This is a genomic window from Solirubrobacter pauli, assembly GCF_003633755.1.
Lineage (GTDB): Bacteria > Actinomycetota > Thermoleophilia > Solirubrobacterales > Solirubrobacteraceae > Solirubrobacter > Solirubrobacter pauli.
This window is the reverse complement of sequence record NZ_RBIL01000002.1, coordinates 2510524-2537168: the sequence shown is the minus strand read 5'-3', so window position 1 is coordinate 2537168 and position 26645 is coordinate 2510524. Positions and strand designations below refer to the sequence as shown.

The following is a 26645-nucleotide window of genomic DNA, read 5'->3' as shown; positions in this document are numbered from 1 at the left end:
CTGACGGCACATGGAGCGCCTCGCATCAAGCCTTCCCCGCACGTTGGGACGGCGCCGCACACGGACTCTGCTGGGGACCCGCCGACGAGCTGATCCACGCGCACCACTCCAGCGTGCGCGTCTTCGACGACATCCGCAGCCCGCCCCGGCTGATGAACCTGCCCTTCCCGGCCTTCGATGTCGCCATCTCGCCAGCCGCGGGGAAGCTGGCCGTCGGCGGCACGGACGAAGGGCTGGTCCTCGACTGGCCGCTCGCATCGACCAGCGATGCGTCCTACACACCACCACCGCGGTAGCGAAGTCATCGAGTAACTTCAGGCCCGCGGTGGTACACGCACTACGTGCGTCTTCACCGGTGGCTGATCTGCGCGGCGCTCGTGGCCGCGGTCCCCGCTCCCGCCTCGGCCTCGGTGGTCCGCGGCCAGGCGCTGTCTCCGGACGGCCAGGACCTGTACGTGATCTCCCAGGACGGCGAGGAGGACGGCGCGCTGTCGCACTTCAAGGTCGGTGCGGGCGGGGCGCTGACCTATGTCGGGTGTTACGGGCTGCCGGCTGGGTGCGGGCCGTCCGGGTTCGACGAGTTCACCTGGCCCAAGGACATCGAGGTCAGCGCGGACGGGCGGGACGTCTACGTCCTGGCCCCCGGTCTGGGCCAGTACCGGCGTGCGGCGGACGGCCGGCTGACCTACGTCGGCCGGGCCGAGGGGCGCCTCGGGGAGTCTCGCGCCCTGGCGCTCAGCCCCGACGGGCGCAATGCGTACGTCGCGTCGGGCGACGAGAACCCGTTCACCGAGAGTCGAATCGTCCACTTCCGGCGCGACCCGGAGACGGGCGCCCACTCCTACGCGGGGTGCGTCGGCGCGGACATCCGCTACGGCACGGGCTGCCCGGCGCTGCCCGCGGGCGTGGTCTCGACCGCGGGGGCGAACGCGATCGTGGTCAGCGCCGACAGCCGGCACGTGTACACGACGGGCTCGACCGGGAGCTCGAACGCCTTCGAGGGCCCGAAAGCCGTGACGCACTTCCGCGCCGCGGCGGACGGCACCCTGACCTTCGCGGACTGCATCGGCAACGAGACGAGCGGCTGCTCGCCGACGCCTGTCGACACGGACCAGCACCGGCAAGGACGGCTGACCGGATTGGCCTTCGACGCCGGCGGGCTCGCCGTGGGCCAGTCCGGCCCCTATTCGGACACGATCACGCGCTTCGCCCTCGGCACCGACGGCGCGCTGGTGTACGCCGGCTGCTCCGGGTTCACCTCCGCGCCAGGCTGCACGTTCGGCTCGGGGACGCCGACGGGAACCCGGGCGTCGGTGGAGCTGGAAGCGCCGGACGGCGCGACCCAGATGACCGTCGGCCTCAACGCGCGGATCAACCCGTACGGGGCCCGCTACGCCGTGCGCTGGGAATACGGTCCGACGACGTCCTACGGGCGCTTCGACGAGGGCGGCTCGACGTCGAGCGCCGGCGGCGGCTGGACGCGGGTGACGAAGTCGCTGCGCGACCTCGCGCCGGGCACGACCTACCACTACCGGCTCGTGGTGAACACGCCCGCGGGTCCGGCCTACAGCCCCGACGCCACCTTCACGACCCAGCCGTACGGCGAAGGTCCGGGGCTCAGCGTCGAAACCCACCAGCCGCTGGGCCGGACCGGCACGGCTGCGGCATTCGCGGCCACCGTCCAGGGCACGGGCCGGTACTGGTTCGAGTGGGGAGAGACGCAGGAGCTCGGCCGCACCACCCCGCCGCGCGAGATCCCCGTGCTCGACTGGAGCGAGCGCTCGGTGAAGGAGCTCGTCACCGGGCTCGAGCCGGGCAAGCAGTACCACTACCGCGTGGTCGCGGAGAACGGCTTCGGCCGCGTGGTCGCGCGCAGCGGCGCCGCGGTCTTGCCCTTCACGGGCGCGGCCGAGCCCGGCCCGCAGCCGACGCCGTCGCCCAGCCCGGAGCCAACGGCCTCGTCCGACCCATCGCCGCCCCCGGACGCCGGCCCGTCACACGGCGCCGAGCCCACCTCCGCGGCAGCGCCCGACGCCGGCGGCCGACCCATCCTCGCCACGTCCGCGCTTCCCGGACCGGTCACGGTCGGCCCGGCCGCGCCCGCAGAGCGCGGGTCCGCTGCGCCCGCCCGCCCGCGCGTGTCGGTGTCCAACCGCCGCATCGTGGTCACCGTGTCCGCGCGCACCCGAATCACCATCCACCGCCGCGCCGGGAAGCGCTGGGTCCACACGGCCACCCTCACGACCAGTCGGACGGTCCGCCGCACGGTCAAGCCCGGGATCTATCGCGTCACCGCGGGACCGGTCAGGCGCCAGGTGCGGGTGCGGTAGGCGCCGGCTGGTGGAGGAGACTTGGTCGATGATCAGACGCGCAGTGTCCAGCGAGCAGGCGCCGGCAGCACTCGGTCCGTACAGCCAGGCGATCGTCGCCAACGGTCTCGTCTTCTGCTCGGGGATGGCCGGCATCGACCCGGCGGGGACGATCCCGGAGGGGATCGAAGCGCAGACCGAGCAGGCCTTGACCAACCTGGCGAGCGTGCTCGAGGCGGCGGGGGCGTCGATGGACGACGTGGTCAAGACGACGATCTTCTACGCGGACGTCGAGGACTTCGGCCGTCTCAACGAGGTGTACGCGCGGCACATGCCCGACCCGCCTCCGGCGCGCTCGGCCCCGGCTCACGTGCGGCTTCCGCGCGGACTGCTCGTCTCGATCGAGGCGATAGCGGTCCTCCCGGGCTGACCTCGGAAAGCGGTCCGAAATCGCGGCGCTATGCCGTCCGGGCCCGGATTCGGACCGTCGCGTACTTCGGTCCGCTCGCGATCGCTACGGGTGGGCCAGGCGCCGTCGCAACGCTGCGAAGAGTGCCAGCGCCCAAGCGACGACGTCGAGTGCCGTGACGGCGGCGGCGCCGAGCATCAGCGGATAGAGCTCCTCGCATACGTCGTCGCACGTGGGCGAGTCGTCAACGATCACGAACGCGACGGCGGTCGCGATCCCGATCAGCACGGCGACGGCAGCAAAGCCGAGGGCCGCTCTTTCCCACTGGCACCGCCAGAGGATCACGAGGGGAGCAAGCGCCACCGCGCCGAGGACCAGCACACCGATGGAAGCCATGCTCGAGTATTCGTCCGGTACGGCGGATTCGAGAGACGTTGCGTGCCGGTGCCCTCCTCTTGGCCGGCTCTGACGTCGACTGCGCGTCAGCCGACAGGCCCGCACCCGGCCAGCGCGCGGTCGTAGCGGTGCTCTGCGAGATCGGCGCTGGGGATCAGCACGTACAGACCCCCGGGGTAGCTGAAGAACGGCTCTCCGAGCTGCAGCAGCACGGTCCAGGCGCGTGCGTCTTCGAGCTCGGGATCGATCCCTGGAAACGTGATGGACAGTTCGGCGGCTTCCTCGTCCAGAGGGCCGAGAAGTCGTGGCAGCAGCTGCCAACCCGGCAGCAGCTCCTGGGTCGTGTGCAGCCGGTGACTGAGCTCCAGCAGAGGCGCGTCGCGGAGCATGTCGCCGTGGTCGATCCGCTCGGCGGCAGCCACAGCGGGATGTGACCCGTCCAGCGCCCAGGCGGGAACCGCGTCGACAGGGCACTGGTCGAGAGCGCCGACCGCGCGTTCCTCGAACAGGCTTGGTGGGCGCGTCGGCTGTGCCGCGTTGACGCACGGAGCGGCCGCGTCGGCGACCAGCGCCACGAGCGCTGTGGTGTCCAACGGTCGGTCGTAGAGATCCGCGAAGAGGCGTATGCATCGCCGGTCGCCGAGCCAGCCGGCGGCCGACGTGTCGGCCGCGGGAAGCGTCGGCAACCGTGAGGGCTCCAACTGCGCGATGAACGTCAACGCGACCCCGCGCGGGTTGCACGGCCACTGCTCGCCTTCGACAAGGTCGGGCGTCCCTCCGATCCGCACCACATCGCCATCCGAGGAGAGCTCGAGCCGATAGACCGGGCGCAGCGCCTCAACGAGACCTTCAGCGAGATGCCCGAGCCCAAGGTCGTCCGCCAAGGTACGGACTTCGCTCTGCGTCAACATCGCCAAAGCATCGCGGTTCGACGACTCCGCCGTGCGTCCAGCCGCGACTTCGGGCCTACATGGCCGTCTCCCGCATCGCCCCGAGCGTGCTGTCCGGCGCGGACAGGAAGGACATCGGCGCGGCCGCGCTGTGTCGCTTCCGGTGCCCAGAGCGCGTCACCTGACCGTCGGCACGAGCAGCCCTCGTCGACGATCCGCCACTCCGCCGCCGGTCACGATCGCTGCGTGGCTCGATGCCGGTTCAGATCGGGGGAGCGGGTGCCGATACGTTCAGGTGCCTCGACGGAGCGCTCACCGATGACCTTCTGGCTCGTCGCTTTGGCACTTTCCGTAGGACCCGTTGCGTTGATCGCGCGCTTCGCGTGGCCGGCGCGCCGCCGGACCGGTGTCGCCGTGATCGCCGGCCTGGCGGGATCGGTCGTCGGCCTGTTCGGGCTGTTGGCGCTGCTGTTCAACGGATATGTCGAGGACTTCGGGAGTCCGCCGGCCGAGACGCTCGGTCTTGCCGCTGCGTTGCTGTGTGAAGCGGCGCTGCTGTATGCGCTCGCATGGGTCGTCGCCACACGACGTTCCGCTCAGCTGCTCGCCGTCGCGGTCGGTGTGGGCGCGCTGGGCTGCGCCGCATTGCTGGTGAACCCGCCTCTGGGCTTCTAGTCGGTGATGACGCGGGTGGGGTCGACGTACCAGGCGGGGCAGATCGCCGTGTCCGTCGTGGCTGGTGACGCAACGGTCGACTGCGCCCCAGCGCGAGTTACGCCGGCTGCCGTTCGTTGTTGGGACATGTCTCGCCTCGCCGTCGCGACGCTGGTCGCGCTGCTCCTGCCCGCGGCCACGGCCCAGGGCGCGCCCAAGCCGGAGAAGGTCTACTGGCAGGTCAACGCGACGGTCGCGCCCCGGTTCGCGCAGCAGCTCGGGTTCATCCCGGTCGCGGGCATCCGGCCGCGCGGGTGGTTCAACGTCAAGGTCGGCAAGCGCACCTACCGGGCGCAGTGGAACAACACGGTCGCCAACGCGCCCACAGCGGCGGTGGCCGCGGGTACGTTCGCGTTCGACCCCGACGCGGGGCTGTTCATCGACCGGCCCCTGACCGCCGCCGAGCAGAAGCGTGCCGACGTGCTCGCCGACGTCGCCCGCGACGCCGACGTCCTCGTGCTCAATCGCGCCAACCCGGCTTGCGGCGGGCTCACCTACGCGCAGGCCAAGAGCGTGGCCAGCGGCGAGATCACCGACTGGTCCCAGGTCGGATCGGACGCCGGACGCGTCAGCCTGCATCTGACCGGCGACGGCTTCCCGTACGGCCTGTTCGGCGTGGAGAAGCTGCCACCGGGCGCGGCTCTGTCCTCGAACGGGGGCCTCGGCGCGACGATGCAGGACCGGAGCTCGGCCTCCGTCGTCCCGTTCTCGTCCGTCCGTGCCCTTCCGGCCGAGGCAGCGTGCATCGTGCCGCTCGACGGCGTCACGCCGAGCGAGGACACGGTGCGGTCGCTGACCTATCCGGGCGCCTTCCCGGTGTACTTCGCGATGTCGAAGAAGCGCTCCCGTCGCGCGCTCGACCGCCTGATGGTCAAGCGGTACGTCACGTTCCTGCGCTCCGAGCGCGCACGCAGCGCGTTCGCCGCCACCGGCGCGGTCCTTCCCTGAGCGGCTCGACCGCGAAGCGCAGCACGTCGCCGCTGGAGATCCCGTCGAGCCACGTGCCGATGGTGTCGCGTCCGGACGACGTCGCGGCCCTCATCGAGCACGCGGCGGACGCGCTGGCGCCCGCGACGTCGTGACGAGCGGAGGGGCGGCGATGAGGCGCCGCCCCTCCTTCCCGCCGTCTGACTACGGGTTGGTGGTGCTGAGGGTGAAGGTCAGCGTCTTGCTGTAGGTGCCCGTGCGGAGCGCGTCACCCGAGTTGATCAGCTGGCTGAAGCCGAGCGTCACGTTGTCGTTGGACACCGGGCCGTTGTACATCAGCAGGTTCAGCGGCGAGGCGCTGGAGCCGACGTTGTTGTACGCGGTGCCGGTGTTGGCGGCGTTGCGGGCACGGGCCTGCAGCGGCTGCGGCAGGGAGAACGTGCCGTTGACCAGGTGGCCGGTGGCCGTGCTGGACGGGTCGGCGACGCTCAGGAGCGCGTCACCGGCGGTGGAGATCACGGTGGCCATGGTCGAGGACTCGTAGGTCTTCGTCGTGCCCGGGATGAACGGGTCGAACTTGGCCGGGGTGCCCAGCGTCAGCGACAGGGTCGCGGGGACCGTGCCGGTCGCGGAGCCGTCGGCGCTGGTGGCGACGAGCGGCAGCTGGATGTCACCCGCGACCGCGACGCCCTTGGCGACGCCGTTGCCGACCTTGAAGTCGCAGGTCACGGACGGGACGCGGACCTCGATCTTGCCGGCCGCGTCGGTCTTGCCGAAGCCGCGCACGCCGTCACCGCAGTCGCCGGTGACGTCGGCGCCGGCGACCGGCGCGCCCGCGGCGTTGGTGGCCGTGATGTTGACCGCGTTCAGCGCGTTCCAGATGTAGGAGGCGCCGATGATGTCGAGCTGCTCCTGCAGGTGCACCTGCGAGACGTTGTCCATCGCGTCACGCGACGTGTGGTAGACGGGCTCGATGTTGTAGCTGCACCCGGTGCAGTTCGAGCTGCTGCCGCCGGTCGTGCAGTCCTTGTTGGCCGACTTGATGTAGTTCAGGTGGATGAACAGCGCCGCCGGGATGCCGGCGTTGTGGAACGGCACGTGGTCGGACTGCGACAGCTTGCACTGGTCGAAGTAGTTGCCGTCACCGGTTGAGATGCCGCTGCGCTGCGCAGCCTTGAAGGCCTCATCGGTCACGCGGTTGGGCTTGCCGTCGACCGTGAGCGCCCACAGCCTGGCGGGAGCGAACGTCGTGCCGGTCATGTCCATCTGCCACTGGCCGATGTAGCGCTTGGCCTCAGCGCTCGGCGTGCGCGGCGTGGCGGGGACGTTCGCCGTCAGCGGGTTGTTGTCGGTATCAGAGCCGACGTAGAGGTGATCGTTGCCCCAGGCGGTGGAACCGGTCAGGCCCTGCTCCTCGCCGCCGAAGCCGCCGAAGCGGATCTCCTTGTTGAGCCGCAGGTCCTTCATGACGCGCGCGACCTCGAGCCAGATGCCCTCGCCGGTAGCGTCGTCGTGCGCGCCCGGCGAGCCGAACGTCGAGTCGATGTGCCCGCCCATGCCGACGATCGGCGCGGTGTCGAAGACATCGTTGACCGCCTGCTTCTCCGCGGTGATGACCGCGCGCGTGGAGAGGCCGGGAGCGTCGGCGGTGGCCGCCGAGTTGGCGGTGACGGTCTCCGTCGCGATCGTCAGCGTCAACTTCTTCTGATCGGCGCACCAGGGGCCGTTCTGCGTCGGCCCGACGGTACCGCCCGCGTGCGGGGCGAACACCGAGCCGTCAGGACCCGGGGCGCACACCAGCTCCTTGATCGTGTCCGACTGCACGTCGGCGGAGGACACCACCGGGATGGTCGCCGCGGTGGTGAGCGTGAACGCTCCCTGCGGCGAGTTGCCGGTGCCCATGTTGATCACGCCGATCGCGCCCGCGGCCGTGGCGTTGACGACCGCCGTGTTGAGCGCGGCGCCCGTGACGTTGTTGATGGCCGCGATCTTGCCCGTGGTCGAAGCCGGGAAGTCAGCCGCGGTGGCGCCGCTGTTGTTGATCCAGATGACCTCGCCGCTGATGGGCGTGTCGTACCCGGTCATCTTCGAGTTGCTCGCGGCACGCATGATCCAGGTCGGACCGGGATAGAGCTTGGTGTCCGGTGAGCGAACCACGCCCGACGAGGTCGTCGCCGACCCGTGGTACTGGTTGATCTTGGTCTGATACCCGAACCCGTCCATCTGCTGCTTGAGCCACTCGGCGGCCTGGTCCTCCTGGCGCGTGCCGGAGAAGCGCCCGCCGATGTCATTGGCGAGGTGGCGGACGGTCTCGTATGAGTTGGCCGCGTCGAGATTGCCGACGAGCTCGTCGTAGTAGCTCGGCTTGGGCGTCTGCGCGGTCGCAGGACCGGCGAAGATGCCGAACGCAGCGATGGCGGCCGTCGTGGTCGCCATGCGTAGCGCGTGTTTCATGGACCCCTCCGTGATGTAGCCGTCGACGCAGAACCAGTCCTCTGCGCCTCAGGAGACTCCGACCGACAGTAGAGGTCCCCCCGAGAACCTGTCAACTACACAGCGTGGGAGTCTCTCAACACCCTCCCCGTGAGGACCCCGCCGCCCTCGCCGATCGTCGTGCCGGAACCCGGCCGTTCTGGGAGGCTCGGCGGGACACGTCTCCAAGATACTGTCCTGCAGGACAGTAAATCTGCTAGCTTCGCTTTCGACGTCCACTCAGCTCACGACGGGGCGACAGCCCAAGCGAGGTAACTCATGGCAGCTTCAGAACGTGATCGGCTCGACGGCCGCCGCGCGTTGGTCACCGGCGGGTCCAAGGGGGCGGGCAAGGCGACGGCGGACCGCCTGCGAGCGCTGGGCGCCGATGTCTACGTGACGGCGCGATCGATGCCGGAGGGCTACGCGTTCCCCGACCGGTTCATCGCGGCCGACACCTCGACCGCCGAAGGCTCCGCGCTCGTCGCGGAGCGGCTGCTCGAGGCCGGGGGAGTCGAGATCCTCGTGCACAACGTCGGCGGCTCTTCGACGCCTGCCGGCGGGTTCGCGGTGATCTCCGACGACCAGTGGCAGGCCGAGCTGCAGCTCAACCTCCTGGGCGCCGTGCGTCTCGATCGAGCGCTCGTGCCCTCGATGATCGAGGCAGGCTCGGGGGTGGTGCTGCACGTCACCTCCATCCAGAACCAGATGCCGCTGTTCGACGCCACGCTGCCCTACGCCGCCGCCAAGGCCGCGCTGCGCACGTACAGCAAAGGTCTGGCGAACGAGCTGGCGCCGAGGGGCGTGCGGGTCAACGCGGTCAGCCCCGGTGGGATCATGACCGAGGCGTGGGAGGGGTTCGTCGATCTGATCGCCAAGCCCGAGGGGCTCACCCGAGAGGCGGCAGAGCAGAAGGTCTACGACTCCCTCGGCGGCATTCCGCTGGGCCGGTTCGCGTACCCGGACGAGGTCGCCGACCTGGTGGGCTTCCTGGTGTCTGACCGAGCCTCGGCGATCGTGGGCGCCGAGTACGTGATCGACGGCGGCACCGTCGCCACCGTCTGAGCCGCCGATCACGGCACGTGGGAGAGCAGTCCTCGCTCACGCATCCGCTCCGCCGAGCTGATCGCGTCGCTGACGAAGCGCTCGGTCAGCTCGGTGTAGCGGCGGACGTCCGCCGCGGACCAGCCGCTGAGCACCTCCGCGATCATCCGGTCCCCGAGCTCGTAGACGCCGCGCGCCGCCGTCTCTCCGGCCTCCGTGAGGGTGATCAGGCTGGCGCGGCGATCCGAGGGGTCGGTCGCGCGCTCCACCAGGCCGTCCTGCTCCAGGCGCCGCACGATCTTGCTCACGTACGAGGCACCGGTGCCCAGCGCGTCGGCGAGCGCCGTCGGGCGCATCGAGCCCCAGGCCAGCAGGAGCCGCAGCGTCTGGTGCGCCGGCTGGTCGAGGGACTCGCCGCTCTTGGCGAGGATCTCGCCCTGCATCGAGGGCGATTCCCACAGCAGGATCAACGCGCTCAGGTTCGCGAGCAGCGGCGATCGGTAGGGGAAGTCGCTCGCTCCCCGTGGGCGAACATCCTTGGCTGGTTGCGCGTTGGCCATGCAGGAGACCTTACGGGCTTCCGGAGGCAAAGTACTGTCCTGTAGGACAGGACTTTGCTACGATCGAGCTCAAGCTCAATCCCCGGAACCCCCGATCGAAGGAAGCGCAAGCCATGACCGCCATCACCCTGCCCAGGGCCATCGAGACCTTCGTCGCGGCCACCAACGCGCACGACGCAAAGGCCCTGGAGGCGGCGTTCGCGCCCGGTGCGACCATCGTCGATGCCGGCACCACCTTCGCCACCGAAGCCGAGCTCCGCGAGTTCTTCCAGGTCCATCTGGTGAACCCCAAGATCGTCCTCACGCCGACCTCGTACGAGGACGGCCGCCTCGTGGCCTCCGGCGACGGAGACTTCCCGGGGGGCCCGTTGTCGTTCGCGTTCACCTTCGGCATCGATGACGACGTGATCACCGACCCGGTCATCGAGCCCGTCTGACCCACCGGGGGTGACGGCGGTTCGCCGGCGCGGAGAGCGTTCGCCGTCGGCTGCGCTCAGGCGCTCGAGCCGCCGATGCGGCCGCGGTCCTGCGTCCACCGATGCCACGTGACGATGACCTCTGCGATCCAGCGGTTGGTGTGGCGTTGGCGGTCGGTGAGCGTGCCCATGTAGTCGCGGATGAGGTGGTCGAGGTGGTCGGCGAGCCCAGGCGCGATGTGCTCGTGATCAGCGGGCGATCGGACGCGGTTCACGATGCCCTCCAGGTAGTCGTCGTACTCGTCCCAGCACGCGTCGATCGCCCCGACGGGATCCCAGCCGGTCATGAGGATGCACCTCAGCTCGGCTTCGCCGCTGGTCCGCCACCACCGCAGCCAGGGCTCGGGTGCGGTCTCGAGCAGCGCGCGCGAAGCCGCCATCTCGTCGAGGAGCGGCCGCACCTGCTCCCTGGAGGCGTCGTCGAGGCGGTCCAAGTCCATCGCGCGAACCTAGCCGTTCTCCACGTCACACGACCGACGGGCGGAACGGGTCCGTCCACGCGATGCCCGCGTCCTCGAAGCGCTGCTCGAGCGCCTCGACGCCCTCGGCGACCTTGAAGTCGCGCTCGGCCTCGGTGATGGGCTGCACGGTGAGGATGCGGATGTGCCCGTTGCGCCAGTCGCAGCGCTCGAGGTCCGGGCCGAACGCGTAGGGGAGCGCGATCAGGTCGTGCGTGAGCGCCGAGCCCGGAAGCCAGGGCTCGCCGGCGTAGGTCGTGTGGCCGAGGTCCAGCCGCTGCCCGGGCGGCCCGGCGTGGTAGTGGGCGAGGATGGCGAGGCGCTCGACGTGGCGTTCGTCGTCGCGCGTGCAGCTGAGGATGAACTCGAGCCCGTGCTCGCCCTGGTGGGCGGCGTCCCAGCACCCGGTCGTGACGTAGCTCCAGGCCTTCAGGCGAGGACCGGGGCTGATGGCGTACACGCCGAACCCGGGGACGCGCTCGTGGATCGGGCCGTGCGGCCAGGTCCGCAGCTCGACCGCGTGGTCGGCGAAGAACGCCTCGAGGTGCACGCGCAGGGCGGCGTCGGCGATGGAGTGGACCGGCACCGCCGAGATGATGCCCTGCCGGGCCGGTCCGCCTGCCCGGTTCCCCGGCTAGAGGCCGTTCGCCGGGTTCACGTTCGCCCCGCGCACGACCACTTCGAAGTGCAGGTGCGGGCCAGTGGCCACGCCGGTCGCGCCGACGAGGCCGACGCGCTCGCCCGCCGCGACCGACGCGCCGGGGGAGACGGTGGCACGGGACAGGTGCGCGTAACGCGTCTTCCAGCCGCCGTGGTCGACCGTCACCACGAGACCCCAGCCGGTCGCGAAGCCCGCGAACGTGACCCGGCCGGGTGCGGCCGCGCGGACGGTCGTACCGAACGGCGCCGGGAAGTCCAGGCCCGCGTGGAAGGTGTTGCCGCGCGGGCCGTACCGGTCGCCGATCGGCGCGTCGATCGGCCTGCGAACCGGTGGGGTGGCGGGTGGAGGACGGCGCACGACGGCCATCGTCGCCGGCCCGGCGACGCCGTCGGCGCGCAGCCCGGCGTAGCGCTGCAGCCGTTGGACCGCGGCGGTGGTGCGCGGCCCGAAGCCGCCGTCGACCGGACCACCCGCGAACCCCTTCGCGCCGAGCGCGAACTGCAGTGCGGCGACGTCCCACCCGGCGAGCCCCGCGCGCAGCGGCCGGCTGCCGATCGGATGCCGCCCGAGCGTGCCGAACGCGCGCCGCGTGCGCGGACCCACGACGCCGTCGGCGGTCAGGCCCCGCCGCGCCTGGAACCGCCGCACGGCCGCCGCGGTGCCGGGCCCCGAGAGCCCGTCGACCGTGCCGGAATAGACCCCGTGGTGCCGCAGCGCGACCTGCAGCGCCGCCACTCGCGGGCTGGCGGCTTGGGCGGGGAGGGGCGCGAAGAGGCACGCGACGAGCGCGAGAAGCACGGCGGGGGAGAGGCGCGCGACGCGGGCGGGCGCGGCGATGGCGGTGCGGTACGACGACACGACCCGAAGAGGGTTCGCGCGCTGACAACCTGTTTCCTGCTTATCGTCGTGTGGCGACGACGCGGGTGCCGTGGCGCGGCGAGAAGGTCACGTTGCGGCGGGCGATGCCCTCGGGGGTTCGGTTCGCCGGGCGCAGGTCGAAGCGGTCCAGCACCTCCTGCAGCACGACGCGCATCTCCAGCTCGGCGAACGGCGCGCCGATGCAGCGGCGCACGCCGCCACCGAACGGGATCCACGTGTAGGTGGACGGCGGGTCGTGCAGGAAGCGCTCGGGCCGGAACGCGTAGGGCTCCGGGTAGTCCGCGGCACGCGTGTGCGTGAGCCACATCGCGGGGGTGACGTCGGTGCCGGCCGGGAGCGACAGCCCGTCGGCTTCGAGCGGGACGGCCAGGCGGCGGCCGGCGAGCGGCACGACCGGGCGAAGCCGCAGCGACTCGCTGACCACCGCGCGCAGGTACGCCTCGTCTCCGGACCGCGCCCGCTCGAGCGCGTCGGGATGGCGCACCAGCAGGTCCAGGGTCCAAGCGAGCCCGGTGGCGGTGGTCTCGTGCCCGGCCATCAGGAGCGTCATCAGCTGGTCGCGGATCTCGCCGTCGCTCATGCCGCTGCCGTCCTCGAACACGGCCTGGACGAGCAGCGAGCAGATGTCCTCGCCGGGCTGGGCGCGGCGCGCGCGGATCTCCTCGAGCAGCAGCGCGTCGATCTCTCGCGCGCGCAGCTGCAGCGCCTCCAGCGGCGCGGTGCGACCGAACAGCACCTGCACCTGCAGGGACATCGACGTGGTCGCCGCCAGCAGGGACCCGAGCAGCTCGTGCAGTCGTGCGCGACGGGCGTCGTCGACCACGCCGAACACCGCGCGCAGGATCACGTCGAGCGTGATGTCCTGCATGCTCGGATGCACCGCGAACGGGCGGCCGGCGGGCCACGCCGCCAACGCCCGCGCGGACGCCTCGCGCATGATCGGCTCGTACGCGCGCATCCGGTCGCCGCGGAACGGCGGCAGCATCACGCGCCGCCGCTCGAGGTGCTCCGGACCCTCCAGCAGCAGCAACGACCGCGCGCCTACCAGCGGCTTCAGCGTGATCTGCCGCCCCGGGGGCATCCGGTGCCCGCGCTCCCCGTACAGCGCGCGGATCACCGCGGGCGAGGACACGATCACCAGCGGCGAGCGGAACCCGCGGAACATCACGGTGAACGCGTCGCCGAACGCGCGCCGGTTGTCCTCCAGGAAGCGGATCGGCCGGGCGAGCCAGCGCGCGGTCTGCAGCGACGTCGAGTACGCAGGGCCGGCGGGCAGCACCCGCCGACCCTACCCGACCCCCTAGATCGGTGAGGACGGCCGCGCGAGGCCCTCCGCCAGGTCGCCGAAGCCCGGCGCGACGATCGCGCCCGGCTGGGCGATGAGCTCCTCCGCCACCAGCGCCTCGGTGGTGAGCAGCAGCGCGGCCACCGACGCCGCGTGCTCGAGCGCCATCCGCGTGACGCGCACCGGGTCGACGACGCCCTTGTCCGTCAGGTCGCCGAACTCGCCGGTGAGCGCGTTCAGGCCGTGCCCGGCCGGGGCCGCGAGCACCTGGTCGATCGCGGCCTGGCCGTCGTAGCCGGCGTTCGAGGCGATCCAGTACAGCGGCTCGGAGAGCACGGAGCGGATGATCTCCGCGCCGCGCGCGTAGTCGCCGGACAGCGACAGGCTGTCGAGCGCCGTCGCGGACCGCAGCAACGCGGTGCCGCCGCCGGGGACGACGCCCTCGGACACCGCCGCCTGCGTCGCGGCCAGCGAGCCCTCGGTGCGCCGGAAGCGCTCCTTCAGCGCCGGCTCGGTCGGGGCGCCGACGCGGATCACGGCGAGGTTCGCCGACAGCCGCGCGATGCGCTCCTGCAGGATCTCGACGTCGCGATCGTGGACGGCGCGCGACAGCTCGACACGCAGCTGCGCGAGCCGCCCGGCGACCGCGTCGGCGGTCCCGCCCCCTTCGACGAACGTGCAGTCGTCGGCGGTGCACACGACCCGCCGCGCCGTTCCGAAGTGCTCGAGCGCCACGTTGTCCAGCGTCAGGCCGGCTTCCTCGGCGATGACCGTGCCGCCGCAGAACGCCGCGAGGTCGCCGAGGTGCTGGATGCGCCGGTGCCCGAACCCGGGCGCGCGCACGGCGACCGCCTGCACGGTGCCGGCCGAGTTGTTGTGCACGAGCATCCCGAGCGCGGCCGCCTCGGCGTTCTCGCACAGGATCACGATCGGCCGTCCCGGCTCGCGCCCCGCGGCCTGCAGGATCGGCATCAGGTCGTTCGGGTGCTTGAGCGCCCGGTTGGTCATGAAGATGAGCGGGTTCTCGAAGACCGTCTCCATCCGCTCCTGGTCGCGGACCATGTACGGCGACAGCCAGCCGTTCTCGACGACCATGCCCTCGACGAACTTCACGGTCACGCCCGGCTCCTCGGCCTCCTCGAGCGTCACGACGCCTTCGGGCCCGACGCGCTCGAGCGCCTCGGCCACGACGCGGCCGATCCCGGTGTCCTCCTTGGCCGCGATCGTCGCGACCTTCACGAGGTCGGCGCCCTCGACCGGACGCGCCACGCGGGCGAGCTCGGCCACGACGGCCGCCGTGCCCTCCTCGATCCCGCGCCGCAGCAGCATCGGGTTCGCGCCCTCGTCCAGCGCCTTCATGCCCTCGCGGACGATCGCCTGCGCGAGCAGCGTCGCGGTCGTCGTGCCGTCGCCGGTCTGGTCGGACGTCTTGTTGGCGACCTCGCGGACGAGCTGCGCGCCCATGTTCTTGTACTGGTCGGTGAGCTCGATCTCACGTGCGATGGTCACGCCGTCGTTGGTGATCGTCGGTGCGCCCGCGAGCCGCTCGAGCACCACGTTGCGGCCCTTCGGACCCAACGTCACCTTGACCGTGTTCGCCAGCTCGTCCACGCCTGCTTGCAGGAGAAGACGAGCCTCGTGATTGAAGTAGAGGCGCTTGCCCATCGCTATCGGTCTCCTCTCAGGCGGGGACGAGAATGCCTCGGCCCTGCAGCCTGCCGTTGTCCAGATCCGCCATCGCGTCGTTGATGGCGTCGAGCGGGTACTGCGACGTGTGCAACTTGACCTTGCCCTGCGCGGTCAGCGTCATCAGGTCCTGCAGGTCGACGTAGGTCCCCACGAGGTTCCCGATGAAGGAGATCTCGCGCGAGATGATGTCGATCGTCGGCACGTTGATGTTCTCGCCGTAGCCGATCACGTAGTAGAAGCCGCCGTCCATCACCATCTCGACGCCGTCCTCGATCGCACCCTTCTCACCGACGAAGTCGATGATCGCGTCGGCGCCGAAGCCGTCGGTGAGCTCGCGCACCAGGTCACGCTGGGTGCCGTCGACCTTCACGGTGTGGTCCGCGCCGGTCTCCTTCGCCAGCTCGAGGGCCTTCTCCGACGGGTCGATGACGATGATCTCGGTCGGCGTGTAGGCCTTCAGGCACTGGATGCCGATGTGGCCCAGGCCGCCCGCGCCGATCACGACGGTCTTCGTGCCGGCACCCAGGATCGGGATCGCCTTCTTGACCGCGTGGATGGCCGTCAGGCCGGCGTCGGCCAGGGCGGCGATGTCGGTCGGGTGCAGCGACGGGTCGAGCTTGATCACCGACCGCGCGCTCGTGTGCAGGAACTGCGCGAAGCCGCCGTCGCGGCCGATGCCCGGGAACTCGCCGAACTGGCAGTGCATGTCGTCGCCCTTGCGGCACGGCCGGCACAGCCCGCAGGAGATGAACGGGTGGACGATCACGGTGTCGCCGACCTCGACGTTGGTCACGCCGGAGCCGACCTCGTGCACCCAGCCCGCGTTCTCGTGCCCGGGCACGTACGGCAGCGCGACGCCCGACTTCTCCGCCCACTGGCCTTCCTGGATGTGCAGGTCGGTGCGGCACAGGCCCGCGGCGCCGATCTTCACGATCACGTCGAACGGGCCGACGATCTTCGGCTCGTCGATCTCCTCGACCTTGAGCGCCTCGTGATAGTTGTGCAACCGAGCGGCAATCATGCGGCTACTTCCTCCCCGTATCGAACGCGCAGCAGATCGCGGCACATGTGGCCGTTGGTCTCCAGTGACAGCGCCGTCATCGACGCCATCCGGCGGAAGCGGACGTCCGTCGCGTCCACCGGAACCCCGTCGCCCGTGACGAACGGCGCGGCGTCGTCGGACGCGTCGATGCCCAGGGCCCGGCGCAGCTCGCGGCAGCGCTCGGCCTCCGGCCCCTGCAGGTCACCCAGCCGCCGCGGCACCTCCGACAGCAGCCGGGACTGGCGGGCGAGCAGCGCCTTGCGCTGGAACAACGCCCGCAGCGCGTCCAGCTCGCCCCGGGTCTCCCCGGGGAACGCGTCGCTGAACGACCCGCCGGCGTTGACGGTCGCGTTGATCTCCGCCCCCGTGTAGTGGTCCTCCAACGTGACGTCGACCGCCGTCACGCCGGCCACGTCCCACACCGCGCGGGACGCGTCCGCCGCCATCAGGAACGCGAAGTTGGGCGCGCACTGCGGCGTCGGGAGCCGCAAGCGGACGGCGACGTCGCCACCGGCGACGGCCACGGAGCCGACGAAGCCGAGCGTGGTGATCGGCTCGTCGAGCTCCGGGTCGTAGACCGTCCCGAGCGCCTCGAGGACTCGGGCCTGCAGGTTCAACTCAGGACACTCCGACGGCGCTGTCCTCGCGGGCGGGCTCCTCGGGCGGCACCGGGATCCGGCACTCCTCGGGGACCTCGATGTCGTAGAGCTTCGCCGCGTTGAGGCCGAGGATCTTCTTCTTGCCCTCGACGCCGAGGCGCGGGAAGTCCGAGAACGCCTCGTCGTCGGGCATCTCCCAGTCGACGAGGCCCTCGATCTGCCACTTCGGCTCCCAGATCGCGTAGTCGGAGCCGAACAGCATCTTGTCCTCGCCGACCCAGAACAGCAGCTCGCCCATGACCTTGGCGAAGAACTTCGGGCGGGCGTGCATCAGGCCGCCGACGACCACGGACAGGCCCGCGTAGACGTTGGGCTCCTGCGTCGCCATGAAGCAGAAGTCCTCGATCCGCGGCAGGCCGACGTGCTCGACGATGAAGTTGAGCTCGCCGTTGTAGTCGGTGGCCACGTGGTCGACGTCGCTGACGTCGAACGCGTCCTTGTCCAGCGGCCAGATCGTCGGGCCCTTGTGGACGTGGATGTTCTTGATCCCGAGCTCGACGCACTTGTCGAAGAACGGCCGCGCCGCATCGTCGGTCAGCTTCCAGCCGCGCGAGCCGTTGTTCCACTCGGCCGTGTAGAGCTTGAGGCCCTTGATGCCGTACTTGGCGTGGTCGGCCTCGAGCTGCTCCAGGCCCGCCTCGCCGTCACGCGGGTCGAACCGGCCGTTGACCTGCAGCTTGCCCGGGAACCGGTCCAGCAGCGAGGCGTTCTGCTCGATGTCGTTGAAGCCGTTCGTGTACCACTCGCGCAGGTACGTGGACTGGAAGATCGCCTTGTCCACGTAGCCGTTGGTGAAGACGTCCTTCTCGAAGTCCTCGACCGAGTACTTCTGGAAGTGCTCGAGCGTCCAATGCGTCTCCGCGGGGCCGAGGCCCTGGTACGCGTGGAAGCATTCGATCCAGCCCTTCGCGTACTCCTCGTGACCCTTCACCCAGTTCGCGGGTGAGGCGTCCCAGAAGTGCAGATGGCTGTCGACGATGTAGTACTTCTCGCCGTTCTTCTCGTACATCCGCGCTCTCCTCCTACTCGACGACTTGGAGGTCGAAGTCGATGTACTCGGCAGCGTCCTCCGGGTTGGCGAACAACAACACGCGATCGTCGAGGACAACCATACGCCCGTAGTGGGTCGACATGATCTCCTCGAAGTCGTCGTTGCCGAAGTCGTCCCAACCCAGGGCTTCGGCGATCTCCTCGTAGTCGAAGTCGATCTTGTTGACGCCGTCGACCCGGATCATCGACGGCAGCTCGGTGATGACCACGTTCTCCTTGTCGCGCATGACGTTCGCGACCACGTAGCCGACCTGGTTGTTCATCAGCGTCACGCCGGCCTTGTTCGACGGCGTCGCGTCCGACTGGAACTGCGTCATGCGGTGACCTCCTGGGCCAGTCCGATGTCCTCGAGCAGCGCCCGCTGCCGCGTCTGCGAGCGCTCGAGGGAGTCCTCGAAGCGCACGACCTTCTCCGAGATCTGCGACCAGATCGGCTGGAGCGTGCGGGCGGCGTTCTCCGCGACCGCGTTCCACTCCGCGAGCCAGCCGTTGAGCACCTCGCGGTTGGCCGCGCCGTGCTCGGCGTCGTCGGTCAGCATCCGGAACAGGACGCGCGCGCCGCGCTGCTCGCGGGCGGCGTCGGACTCGCCGGCGCCCATGATCGTCGGCGTGACGAAGTCGCCGTGCAGCGCCGCGACCTGCATCACGAAGCCGGAGCGGAACAGCTCGCCGATCATCGGCTCGAAGACGATCGAGGTGGCGAACCACTGCTCGGCCCAGTCGCGTGTGCCCGTCAGCTTCTCGACGAACTCGCGGGTGGGCTGCCAGACCGGATCCTCCTGCCACGTCGCCTTGTGGACCGACCCGTCGAACCCGTCGATCTCCTCCGAGAGCGCGAGGTTGTAGAGGATCAGGTCCTGCGCGAAGCGCAGCTTGTGGACGGCGCCGACCGCCATCGCGTTGTTGATCATGTTCGTCGGCGCGTCGCGCTGGGCGGGCGTGTAGACGTGCATGCCGATGCCGTGCTCGGCGTGCGCCCACGCGAACACGTGGCGCTCGAGCACCTTCACCCACGCCGGGTCGAACGCCGCGTAGGCGTGCGCGAGCCGGCCGTGCTCGATGTTCTGGCCGATCTGGCGGACGACGTTCGCGTTGTTGCGATAGATCGTCTGCTCCCATTCCTCGTTGGGGTCGAGGAACTCGTGCCAGTTGGACGACTTGAGCGCCGTCCACTCCTGCGGGTAGCCGCCGACGCCGTCGGCGAAGGCGTAGACCCAGCCCTGGCTCAGGTGCCGGGCCGGGTCCGGCTGGACGTCGATGGTGACGTCCTCATAGACCGTCGCCCGGCGCTTGCGGGGCGTGAAGTAGTTGTAGCTCCGGCTCTGCCAGGACGGGAACTCCTTGGCGCCCGCCTCGGCGTCCGTGAAGGTGGGCTTGGGAACACTGCGTTCCTTGACCTCTGTGGCCATCCGGTCTCCTCACTCGTCCGCGGTGGTGGTGAACTTGTCGTAGTAGATGTGCGCCTCGGGGACGCCTTTGGCCTCGAGCAGCGCGATCGCCGCCTCGACCATCGGCGGCGGACCGCAGACGTAGGCGTCGACCTCGGTGATGTCGCCCTCCAGCCGGGAGACGACGTCCGTGATCAGCCCGCTCTCGCCCTTCCAGCCGTTGCTGTCCTCCGAGAGGGCGGGCACGAAGCCGCAGTCGAGCGCGGCGAGCTCCTCCAGGTGGAAGAGGTCGGCCTCGGTGCGGGCTCCGTAGTAGTACGCGCGCTCCCGCTGGGAGGCGTCCGCCTTCAACGCGCGCAGCAGGGAGAGGATCGGGGCCATCCCCGCGCCGCCGCCGATGAACAGCAGCCGGCGCGGAGAGCTGGGGCGCAGCGTGAAGACGCCGTAGGGGCCGGTGACCGACAGCTCGTCGCCCGGCTTGATCGCGCCGCTGGAGAGCAGGCCGCTGAACTTGCCCCCCTCGTAGTGCTTGATCATGAACTCGAGCGCGTCCGAGCCCGTGTTGGCCATCGAGAACGACCGGTGCAGCTCCGTGCCCGGGATCTGGATGTCCACGTACTGGCCGGCCTTGAACTCGAAGTCCTCGGCCGGCTTGAGCTTGAGGAAGTAGATGTCCCCGGTGAGCTTGGAGACCGCCTCGACCGACGTGGAGATCGTCCGCGGCGGGACGCCCCCGTGGATGATCTCCTCGTCGTAGTTGATCAGCTCGATCTCGAGGTCGGAGTAGGGGTGGGCGCGGCACAGCAGCGTCCACCCCTCGGCCTCCTCGAAGTCGGGCAGCGCGAACGTCGAGTAGCGGTCGAGATCGACCTCACCGTCGAGGATGAACGACTTGCACGCCGAGCACTGACCTTCCTTGCAGCCGTGCATGAGCATGATGCCCTGCTTGAACGCGGCGTTGAGGATCGTCTCGTCCTCGTCGACCTCGATCTCGATGCCCACGGGCTCGAAGCGAACGGTGTGCGTGTTGCCCATCCTCGCCGCGCTCCTAGGCGGCCGCCGGCCGGCCGGCCGGGCCCCCGCGCTTGTACTCGGCCATGTGCTGCTCGCGCTCCTCCGGCGACATCTCGTTCAGCAGCACGTTCGGGCTGTTGAGCGTGATCCCGCGGACCTCGTCGAGCGTCCACATCTCCTTCGGGTCCAGGTTCAGGTGCGGCTGCGGGACGAGCGTGTGGCCGTCGTCGCGGATGTACCCGAGGTCCTGCATGATGTCCCCGAGGTCCTTGCCGTGGTGGAGCGTCTCCCACTCGCGCTGGCCGGAGAGCTTGCCCATCGACGGCGTCGGGCGGCCTTCGTACTCGGGCCGGAAGGCGACCTTGTCGGTCCAGTGGCAGGTCTCCGAGCAGTACGTGCGCACCTGGCCGTCGACCTCGTCCATGACCGTGTCCTCACGGATCAGGCACGGGACCATGCAGGTCCAGCAGCGGTGCGGGTACTGGTAGTTGGCCTCGGCCTCGAAGGCGATCGGCTTGTGGCCGTTCTTCTTCGAGAGCTCGGTGTACTTCTCCCACCAGCGGCCGTACTTGTCGTACCAGCCCGGGTACTTGAACTCGAACCACTCGAAGTCCTTGTCGTCCATGCCGTCGATCCGCCAGTAGTTGGCGAACCAGCCGGTGGCGAAGAACTGCGCCACCTCATGGATGTAGCCCTTGTTCCAGATCCGGTTCCACGACTCCTCGACGAGGTCGTGCGGGATCGTCAGGCCGTACTTCTCGAGCGGGACCAGGTAGGACCGGTAGTAGTCGTCGTAGATCCAGCGGCGCCAGGCCTCCGCGTAGGACTCGCGGTCCTTGCGGCGGTCCTTGGTGCCGTACTCGATGAACGTGCCGATCGCCGCGTCCACGACGGCGTGGTTGTTCCACCACGCGTACCGCAGGTCGCGCTCGAGCAGCGCCCGGTTGCGCTCGTCGGCGAGCGCCATCAGGATGATCGAGTAGCCGTTGGAGATGTGGCGTGACTCGTCGCTCTGCACCGAGTGGAACACGGTGGGGAGCAGGTAGTCGCCGTTGGCCGCGGCCTCGCCCGGCATCGCGACGAAGAGGACGTTCGTGAACGCCGTCTCGGCGACGATGGTCAGGTAGACGTTGGCCGCGGTGATCGCGTCACCGGTGATGAAGCCCTCGCCGAACTGGCGGCCGATCGTGCCGGCGTAGCAGTTGGCGAAGCCCTTCTCCGTCAGATCGAACCCGGCGGGATCGATGTAGTGGTTCATGTACAGCCGCTTGAGGTTCATCTGGATCGTCGAGTGGCGAACCTCGTCGATCATCTGGATGGCGAGCCCGTTGTGGACCTCCGGGTTCGGCACCGCGTTGATGGCCAGCGGCATGGCGCGCGCGGCGGAGATCTCCGGGAACGGGATGATCGACAGGAAGAGCTTCTGCCACTCCATCCAGCGTTCCTGGACCTGCCGGAACATGTTGCCGCGGATCGCGCCGTCCATCGCGCCGAAGACGCGATTGTCCTTCTCCTCCTCCATCGGGAAGTAGGAGCGCAGGACCTGCTTGAGCGGGTCCTTCTTGGGCGCCTTCTCGAACGTGTAGTCGGTCGGGTACTTGTCGACCGGCTCGACGAACGTCGGCTCCCAGGAGAGCTCCTGGATCTTCTGATGGGCCTTCGTGATGCTGGCTCGGCTCAAGGCCGCCTCCTTTGGAAACGTCGTCCCTGGAGTGCAGTTACGTGGGCGTGCGGGCCGTGATCAAGATCAGCCCGGATCTCTGCAGATCGTTGGAATCCGACGACGTCGCGCAGCGTCTCCTCGAGCTGCTCGCGCTCGTGGTCGAAGGCGCGACGGGACATCGAGATGCCGACGGCGCCGAGGAAGCGCCGGTCGTGGTCGAGCACCGGCGCGGCGAGGCAGCAGAAGTCACGCTCGAACTCCTCGCGCTCGGTGGCGACGCCGTTCAGCCGGACGCGCGTGAGCTCCTCGTGCAACGCGCCGGGCTCGGTGATCGTGTGCGCCGTGAAGCGCTTGAGGCCCGTGCGGGCGTAGCGGTCGACGGCATCGCGTGGTCCGAGCGCGAGCACGACCTTGCCCAGCGCGAGGGCGTGCGCGTTGTCGGCGATCTCAGGGTTCATGCCCGGGAGCTTCGGCATGCCCTGCAGCCCGCGCTCGAGGACCACGCGAAGTTGGTTGTCGCGCAGCACCGCGAGGTACGCGCGCTTGTGCGTCCGGGCGAGGAGGTCGTCGACGACGCCGCTCAGGTCGTGGCGGTCGGATTCCTCGGCGACGGTTTCGCGGAACGCGGGGGAGAGCTTGTAGACGCCACCCGCGTGGCGCTCGGCCACACCCTCGTCGCACAGCGACGCGAGCAGGTTGTAGGCCGTCGAGACGCTCTTGCCGAGCGTCGCGGCCACTTCGTCTGCGCGGACCCCGTCCGGCGCACGGGCCAGCAACCACGTGACGTGGAGGGCCGCGCGCGCAGTGCTGAGTCCCCGATGTGCTCGGGTAGCCTGCATCTCTCCTCACCGAGGAGTTGACCACCGGCGCGTTACATGAGCGCTGCACGCAGCTCGCCGACACGCGCGGCCGCCAGTGGGCGGCGCGGGTCACGGAACTCGAGCTGCGTCAACAGGCGCTTCCACGCCCCGAGGTCGTCGCGCGTGATCTGCACGTACGCCCACAGCGCTTCGACGTCCTCGGCCGTCATCACGGCCTGGTGGAGCCAGCGGTCCAGGCGCTCACGCTCGCGCACGATGCCCGGTGCCTCGCTGCTGGGCAGCAGCGGCCCGGTGTACGCCTCTGCGGCCGCGCGCGTCTGCCCGGCGACGAGCAGGCCCTCGACGCGGCGCACGTCCGACTCGACGTCGCACGTGAGCCGGTAGCGGTCCGTGTCGATCCACGGGCCGAGCAGCTTGCGCAGCCGGCTGACCTCGACGCGGACGCTGGACACGCTCCCGCCGTCGCCGTGCAGGTCCGCGCACAGGCGCTCGGCGCTCATCCCGTCCGGGCTCGCGCACAGCAGCGCGAGGATCTCGGCCAGGCGCGGGCGCAACGTCGTCGTGCGGTCCTCGACCTCCAGCTCGGCGCGGTCGCGGCCGAGGAAGCGCAGCTTCACCAGCGGGCGGGCGATGCTCGTCACGCGCTTGGACTCCAGCGCGTGGACGACGAACGCCTCGTGCGTGGGGGAGACGGGCTCGGCCACCGCGAGCGCGCCGGACGGCAGCGTCAGCTCGCCGCCGCCGGGCGGGATCACCAGCCGGCCCTGGACGTTCCAGCCGCGCGGCACCGGCCCGATCGCCCGGCCCGAGCGGGTGACGAGCGCGCTGCGGTCGGGTGAGACGCGCGCGCCGTAGCGTGCGTGCAGGCGAGCGTCGCGCTCCTGCAGCGCGAGCTGGAGGCTGGCCTCGACGGCGCGGGCGGTGGCGGTCGCGACGGCGAGGCTGTGCGGATGCACGGTGGACAGCTCGCCCGTGAGGTCGATGACGCCGATCACCTCGCCCGTCTCCGGGTCGTGGATCGGGCACGCGCTGCAGGTCCACCGCTGCACCGGGTCGGAGAAGTGCTCGGGGCCGAACACCTGCACCGCGTGGTCGAGCGCGAGCGCGGTGCCGATCGCGTTCGTGCCCGCGCCGCCCTCGCTCCACAGCGTCCCCTCGGCGAAGTTCATGTCGCCCGCGGCGCGCAGCCGCATGTTCGCGCTGCCCTCGATGCTCATCAGCGTGCCGTCGGCGTCGCTGATCACGATCAGGTAGCCGGCCTCGTCCGCGATCGCCGACAGGCAGTCGTGGATGAGCGGCGCGGCCCGGTGCAGCAGGTGCTCCTCGTAGCGGTCGTGCGTCTCGCTCTCGTCGGCGACGACGGGCGCGAGCCGGCTGCCCAGCGGGTCCACACCGGCGGCGGACGAGCGACGCCACGAGTCGGTGATCGCCTCCCGCACGAGCGTCGGGTCGCCGTCGTCGTCGGCGATGAACCGCTCCCACGCGAAGCGCAGCTCCTGCGCTCGCACGAGGGGCGTGGTGCCGGCATTGACGGCAAGCCACGAGTTTTCGCTCACAAGCGTGAGGCTACACCGGATTCGCAGATACGTGGAGGATGTTGACCCGGGACTTAGCCTGGTTGCGGGGTGAAGGACTACCGCATGCTCATCGGGGGCTCCTGGGTGGAGGCTCGCTCGGGGGAGCGCTTCGAGAGCGTCAACCCGTACCTGGGCACGCCGTGGGCGACGGTGCCGCGGGCCGGGGCCGCCGACGTGGACGCCGCGGTCCAGGCGGCGCGGGCGGCGTTCGTCGACTGGTCGCGGACCACGCCCGTCGCGCGCGGGAAGCTCCTGCGCCGGCTCGCCGACCTGATCGCCGAGCGCGCGTCGTCGATCGCCCGCGTCGAGACGACCGACAACGGCAAGCTGATCCGCGAGATGGAGGGCCAACTGCGCGGGCTCGCCGACTACTACCACTACTTCGCGGGCGCGGCGGACAAGGTCGGGGGCGAGACGCTGCCGGCCGACCGCGACAACTTCTTCGTCTACACGGTGCGTGAGCCGCTCGGCGTGGTGGCGGCGATCACTCCCTGGAACTCGCCGGTGCTGCTGGCGTCGTGGAAGATCGCGCCGGCGCTCGCCGCGGGCTGCTGCGTGGTGGTCAAGCCCGCCGAGCAGGCACCGTGCTCGACGCTCGAGTTCGCGGCGCTGTTCGAGGAGGCGGGGTTCCCGCCGGGCGTGATGAACGTCGTGACCGGGTTCGGCGGGGAGGCGGGCGCGCCGCTCGTCGAGCACCCGGGCGTCGACAAGGTGGCCTTCACCGGGGGGACGGCGACAGGCCGCGCCGTCATGCGCGGCGCGGCCTCGCACCTCGCGCGGGTCACGCTCGAGCTCGGCGGCAAGTCGCCCAACGTCGTCTTCGCCGACGCCGACCTGGACGCGGCCGCGAACGGCGTGGTCGCGGGCATCTTCGCCGCCACCGGCCAGACGTGCATGGCCGGGTCGCGGCTGCTCGTCGAGGACGCCGTGCACGACGAGCTCGTCGAGCGGCTGGCGGCCCGGGCCGCGTCGATCCGGATGGGCGACCCCCTCGACCCGGAGACCGAGATGGGACCGGTCGCGTTCGAGGGGCACCTGCAGGGGGTGCTGGCGGCGATCGCGTCCGCGTCGGACGAGGGCGCGCGGCTCGTCGCGGGCGGCACGCGCGGGGACGGCCCCGGCTACTTCGTGCGGCCGACGATCTTCGGCGACGTCACCAACGACATGCGGCTCGCGCGCGAGGAGATCTTCGGGCCGGTGCTGGCGGCGCTGCGCTTCTCGTCCGAGGAGGAGGCGGTCGCGCTCGCCAACGACACGGCGTTCGGGCTGGCCGCGGGCGTGTGGACGCGCGACGTCCAGCGCGCGCACCGGATGGCGCGCGCGCTGCGGGCCGGGACCGTCTGGGTGAACGCCTACCGCGCGGTCGGGCCGGCGGCGCCGTTCGGCGGCTACAAGGACTCGGGCATCGGCCGCGAGAACGGCATCCAGGCGATCACCGGATACACGGAGACCAAGACGGTCTGGATCGAGCTCACCGGCGCCACCCGCGACCCGTTCCAGCTCGGCTAGAAGACCGACACCTTGTGCACCTGCGCCGGCAGCAGCATCCGGCGGCTGTTGGTGCTGAAGACGTCGCCGTCACGACGGAGGAAGATGCGGTGACCGCTGGTGAGCGTCGCCGCGAACACGTCGCTCGTCTCGCCCGCCCAGTAGCCGACCGTGCCGGTCGGGAGCGCCGAGTCGGGATCGGACATCCCCACGAGCGTCGTGCCGAAGTCGCGTACGAACGCCGCCTGGCGGTCCGCCGGGTCGGTCATGAACGAGTCGACCGCGAAGCTCATCAGGAGGCTCAGCTCGATCGTGCGCGCGAGCTGGTCGACGTAGCCGCGGCCCGCGGCGGTCCGTGCCACCAGCGCGCGGGCGCACCAGCGCTCCTCCGCGGTGAGCGGCAGGCAGTTGGTCGTGTCGTCCGGGCGCGTCGCGAGCGCGCAGAAGTCGAAGCGAGCGGAGCCGGGGATGACGACGCTGCGGTCGCCGGCGGCGAGGCGACGGTCACCACCGCCGCCCTCGCGCTCGACCACGAACTGGCCCACGCGCTCCCCGACCACACCGCAGTGCAGCCGCGCGCGCTCGCCCGCGAGCGCGCGCAAGCGCTTCGCCGGGAAGCGCATCGCGAGGTCGCGCTTGCCCATCCGCTCCAGGCGGACGCCGGTCGAGTCGGGCATGAGCTCGTCCGCGAGCGAGGACGCGTGCGCGGCCGGAGCGGCGCACACGAGCAGGGTGAGGGCGAGAGCGATCGGGCGCCAGTGCATGTCGGCGATTG

Annotated in this window: 27 protein-coding genes; 8 read left to right on the top strand and 19 right to left on the bottom strand. The window is 70.5% G+C overall.

Annotation, left to right across the window (positions count from 1 at the left end):
• The first annotated feature begins 113 nt into the window (after positions 1-113).
• Genes C8N24_RS31455 through C8N24_RS31445 form a run of 3 tightly spaced genes read left to right on the top strand, consistent with a single transcriptional unit; the run spans position 114 to position 2739 of the window.
• Entirely contained in the window at positions 114-296 is a 183-nt protein-coding gene (locus C8N24_RS31455; protein ID WP_121257740.1) for a hypothetical protein, read from the top strand.
• Between the two features lie 45 nt (positions 297-341).
• Positions 342-2330 carry a beta-propeller fold lactonase family protein gene (locus tag C8N24_RS31450; RefSeq protein ID WP_121257738.1) on the top strand — a complete coding sequence of 663 codons (1989 nt, stop codon included), beginning with the start codon at positions 342-344 and terminating at the stop codon, positions 2328-2330.
• Between the two features lie 28 nt (positions 2331-2358).
• On the top strand, positions 2359-2739 hold the full coding sequence (locus C8N24_RS31445) for a Rid family detoxifying hydrolase (RefSeq protein WP_121257736.1): 381 nt from the start codon (positions 2359-2361) through the stop codon (positions 2737-2739).
• Between the two features lie 84 nt (positions 2740-2823).
• On the opposite strand, the gene C8N24_RS31440 is transcribed toward C8N24_RS31445, so the two are convergent.
• A complete protein-coding gene (locus tag C8N24_RS31440) occupies positions 2824-3114 on the bottom strand; it encodes a hypothetical protein (protein WP_121257734.1) in 291 nt (96 codons plus the stop codon).
• Positions 3115-3200: 86 nt separating this feature from the next.
• On the bottom strand, positions 3201-4025 hold the full coding sequence (locus C8N24_RS31435; RefSeq protein ID WP_121257732.1) for a DUF1963 domain-containing protein: 825 nt from the start codon (positions 4023-4025) through the stop codon (positions 3201-3203).
• A 297-nt stretch (positions 4026-4322) separates the two neighbouring features.
• On the opposite strand from C8N24_RS31435, the gene C8N24_RS31430 reads away from it, so the two are divergent.
• Positions 4323-4679: a hypothetical protein gene (locus C8N24_RS31430; protein ID WP_147448081.1), complete on the top strand. Its 357-nt coding sequence runs from the start codon at positions 4323-4325 to the stop codon at positions 4677-4679.
• 126 nt (positions 4680-4805) lie between these two features.
• Positions 4806-5666 carry a substrate-binding domain-containing protein gene (locus tag C8N24_RS31425; protein ID WP_121257728.1) on the top strand — a complete coding sequence of 287 codons (861 nt, stop codon included), beginning with the start codon at positions 4806-4808 and terminating at the stop codon, positions 5664-5666.
• Positions 5667-5849: 183 nt separating this feature from the next.
• On the opposite strand, the gene C8N24_RS31420 is transcribed toward C8N24_RS31425, so the two are convergent.
• The gene (locus C8N24_RS31420; protein ID WP_121257726.1) at positions 5850-8081 is read right to left on the bottom strand and encodes a M28 family peptidase; all 2232 of its coding nucleotides are present in this window, start codon (positions 8079-8081) and stop codon (positions 5850-5852) included.
• A 315-nt stretch (positions 8082-8396) separates the two neighbouring features.
• Between C8N24_RS31420 and C8N24_RS31415 the strand changes: the two genes are divergently transcribed.
• Positions 8397-9182 (top strand): SDR family oxidoreductase, encoded by a 786-nt coding sequence (locus C8N24_RS31415; protein WP_121257724.1) that lies wholly within the window; start codon positions 8397-8399, stop codon positions 9180-9182.
• A gap of 8 nt (positions 9183-9190) precedes the next feature.
• On the opposite strand, the gene C8N24_RS31410 is transcribed toward C8N24_RS31415, so the two are convergent.
• Positions 9191-9721 carry a MarR family winged helix-turn-helix transcriptional regulator gene (locus C8N24_RS31410; protein WP_121257722.1) on the bottom strand — a complete coding sequence of 177 codons (531 nt, stop codon included), beginning with the start codon at positions 9719-9721 and terminating at the stop codon, positions 9191-9193.
• 113 nt (positions 9722-9834) lie between these two features.
• Between C8N24_RS31410 and C8N24_RS31405 the strand changes: the two genes are divergently transcribed.
• Positions 9835-10158: a nuclear transport factor 2 family protein gene (locus C8N24_RS31405; protein WP_121257720.1), complete on the top strand. Its 324-nt coding sequence runs from the start codon at positions 9835-9837 to the stop codon at positions 10156-10158.
• 56 nt (positions 10159-10214) lie between these two features.
• Here C8N24_RS31405 and C8N24_RS31400 read toward each other — a convergent pair whose 3' ends face one another.
• From C8N24_RS31400 to C8N24_RS31335, 14 genes are read right to left on the bottom strand one after another with little or no spacing between them, the layout of a single operon-like run.
• Positions 10215-10637, bottom strand: coding sequence for a hypothetical protein (locus tag C8N24_RS31400; RefSeq protein WP_121257718.1), 423 nt, complete (start codon positions 10635-10637; stop codon positions 10215-10217).
• A gap of 25 nt (positions 10638-10662) precedes the next feature.
• Positions 10663-11241, bottom strand: a complete 579-nt coding sequence (locus C8N24_RS31395) for a suppressor of fused domain protein (RefSeq protein ID WP_121257716.1) — start codon at positions 11239-11241, stop codon at positions 10663-10665.
• Between the two features lie 48 nt (positions 11242-11289).
• Positions 11290-12174 carry a peptidoglycan-binding protein gene (locus tag C8N24_RS31390; RefSeq protein WP_121257713.1) on the bottom strand — a complete coding sequence of 295 codons (885 nt, stop codon included), beginning with the start codon at positions 12172-12174 and terminating at the stop codon, positions 11290-11292.
• Positions 12175-12214: 40 nt separating this feature from the next.
• Positions 12215-13474, bottom strand: a complete 1260-nt coding sequence (locus tag C8N24_RS31385) for a cytochrome P450 (RefSeq protein ID WP_121257711.1) — start codon at positions 13472-13474, stop codon at positions 12215-12217.
• A gap of 21 nt (positions 13475-13495) precedes the next feature.
• Positions 13496-15145, bottom strand: a complete 1650-nt coding sequence (groL, locus tag C8N24_RS31380; RefSeq protein ID WP_121257709.1) for a chaperonin GroEL — start codon at positions 15143-15145, stop codon at positions 13496-13498.
• Positions 15146-15161: 16 nt separating this feature from the next.
• Positions 15162-16190: an NAD(P)-dependent alcohol dehydrogenase gene (locus tag C8N24_RS31375; protein ID WP_121257707.1), complete on the bottom strand. Its 1029-nt coding sequence runs from the start codon at positions 16188-16190 to the stop codon at positions 15162-15164.
• Positions 16187-16828 (bottom strand): metal-sulfur cluster assembly factor, encoded by a 642-nt coding sequence (locus tag C8N24_RS31370; protein WP_121257705.1) that lies wholly within the window; start codon positions 16826-16828, stop codon positions 16187-16189. The genes C8N24_RS31375 and C8N24_RS31370 overlap by 4 nt, the downstream gene beginning before the upstream one ends.
• Before the next feature lies 1 nt (position 16829).
• A complete protein-coding gene (locus tag C8N24_RS31365; RefSeq protein ID WP_121257702.1) occupies positions 16830-17879 on the bottom strand; it encodes an amidohydrolase family protein in 1050 nt (349 codons plus the stop codon).
• Between the two features lie 13 nt (positions 17880-17892).
• Positions 17893-18237: a propane 2-monooxygenase effector subunit MimD gene (gene mimD, locus C8N24_RS31360; protein ID WP_121257700.1), complete on the bottom strand. Its 345-nt coding sequence runs from the start codon at positions 18235-18237 to the stop codon at positions 17893-17895.
• Positions 18234-19328 (bottom strand): aromatic/alkene monooxygenase hydroxylase subunit beta, encoded by a 1095-nt coding sequence (locus C8N24_RS31355; protein ID WP_121257698.1) that lies wholly within the window; start codon positions 19326-19328, stop codon positions 18234-18236. Before C8N24_RS31355 ends, mimD begins: the two co-directional genes overlap by 4 nt.
• Positions 19329-19337: 9 nt before the next feature.
• A complete protein-coding gene (locus C8N24_RS31350; RefSeq protein ID WP_121257696.1) occupies positions 19338-20342 on the bottom strand; it encodes an NADH:ubiquinone reductase (Na(+)-transporting) subunit F in 1005 nt (334 codons plus the stop codon).
• Between the two features lie 13 nt (positions 20343-20355).
• Positions 20356-22002: a ferritin family protein gene (locus C8N24_RS31345; RefSeq protein ID WP_121257694.1), complete on the bottom strand. Its 1647-nt coding sequence runs from the start codon at positions 22000-22002 to the stop codon at positions 20356-20358.
• Positions 21999-22823 (bottom strand): IclR family transcriptional regulator, encoded by an 825-nt coding sequence (locus tag C8N24_RS31340; protein WP_121257692.1) that lies wholly within the window; start codon positions 22821-22823, stop codon positions 21999-22001. The genes C8N24_RS31345 and C8N24_RS31340 overlap by 4 nt, the downstream gene beginning before the upstream one ends.
• A 32-nt stretch (positions 22824-22855) precedes the next feature.
• Complete coding sequence (locus tag C8N24_RS31335; protein ID WP_147448080.1) at positions 22856-24361, bottom strand: GAF domain-containing protein; 1506 nt, start codon at positions 24359-24361, stop codon at positions 22856-22858.
• Positions 24362-24445: 84 nt separating this feature from the next.
• On the opposite strand from C8N24_RS31335, the gene C8N24_RS31330 reads away from it, so the two are divergent.
• Positions 24446-25891 carry an aldehyde dehydrogenase gene (locus C8N24_RS31330; RefSeq protein WP_121258171.1) on the top strand — a complete coding sequence of 482 codons (1446 nt, stop codon included), beginning with the start codon at positions 24446-24448 and terminating at the stop codon, positions 25889-25891.
• Here the strand turns inward: C8N24_RS31330 and C8N24_RS31325 are convergent.
• Entirely contained in the window at positions 25888-26634 is a 747-nt protein-coding gene (locus C8N24_RS31325) for a hypothetical protein (protein ID WP_121257688.1), read from the bottom strand. The two genes, C8N24_RS31330 and C8N24_RS31325, sit on opposite strands and share 4 nt — an antisense overlap.
• Positions 26635-26645: the final 11 nt, after the last annotated feature.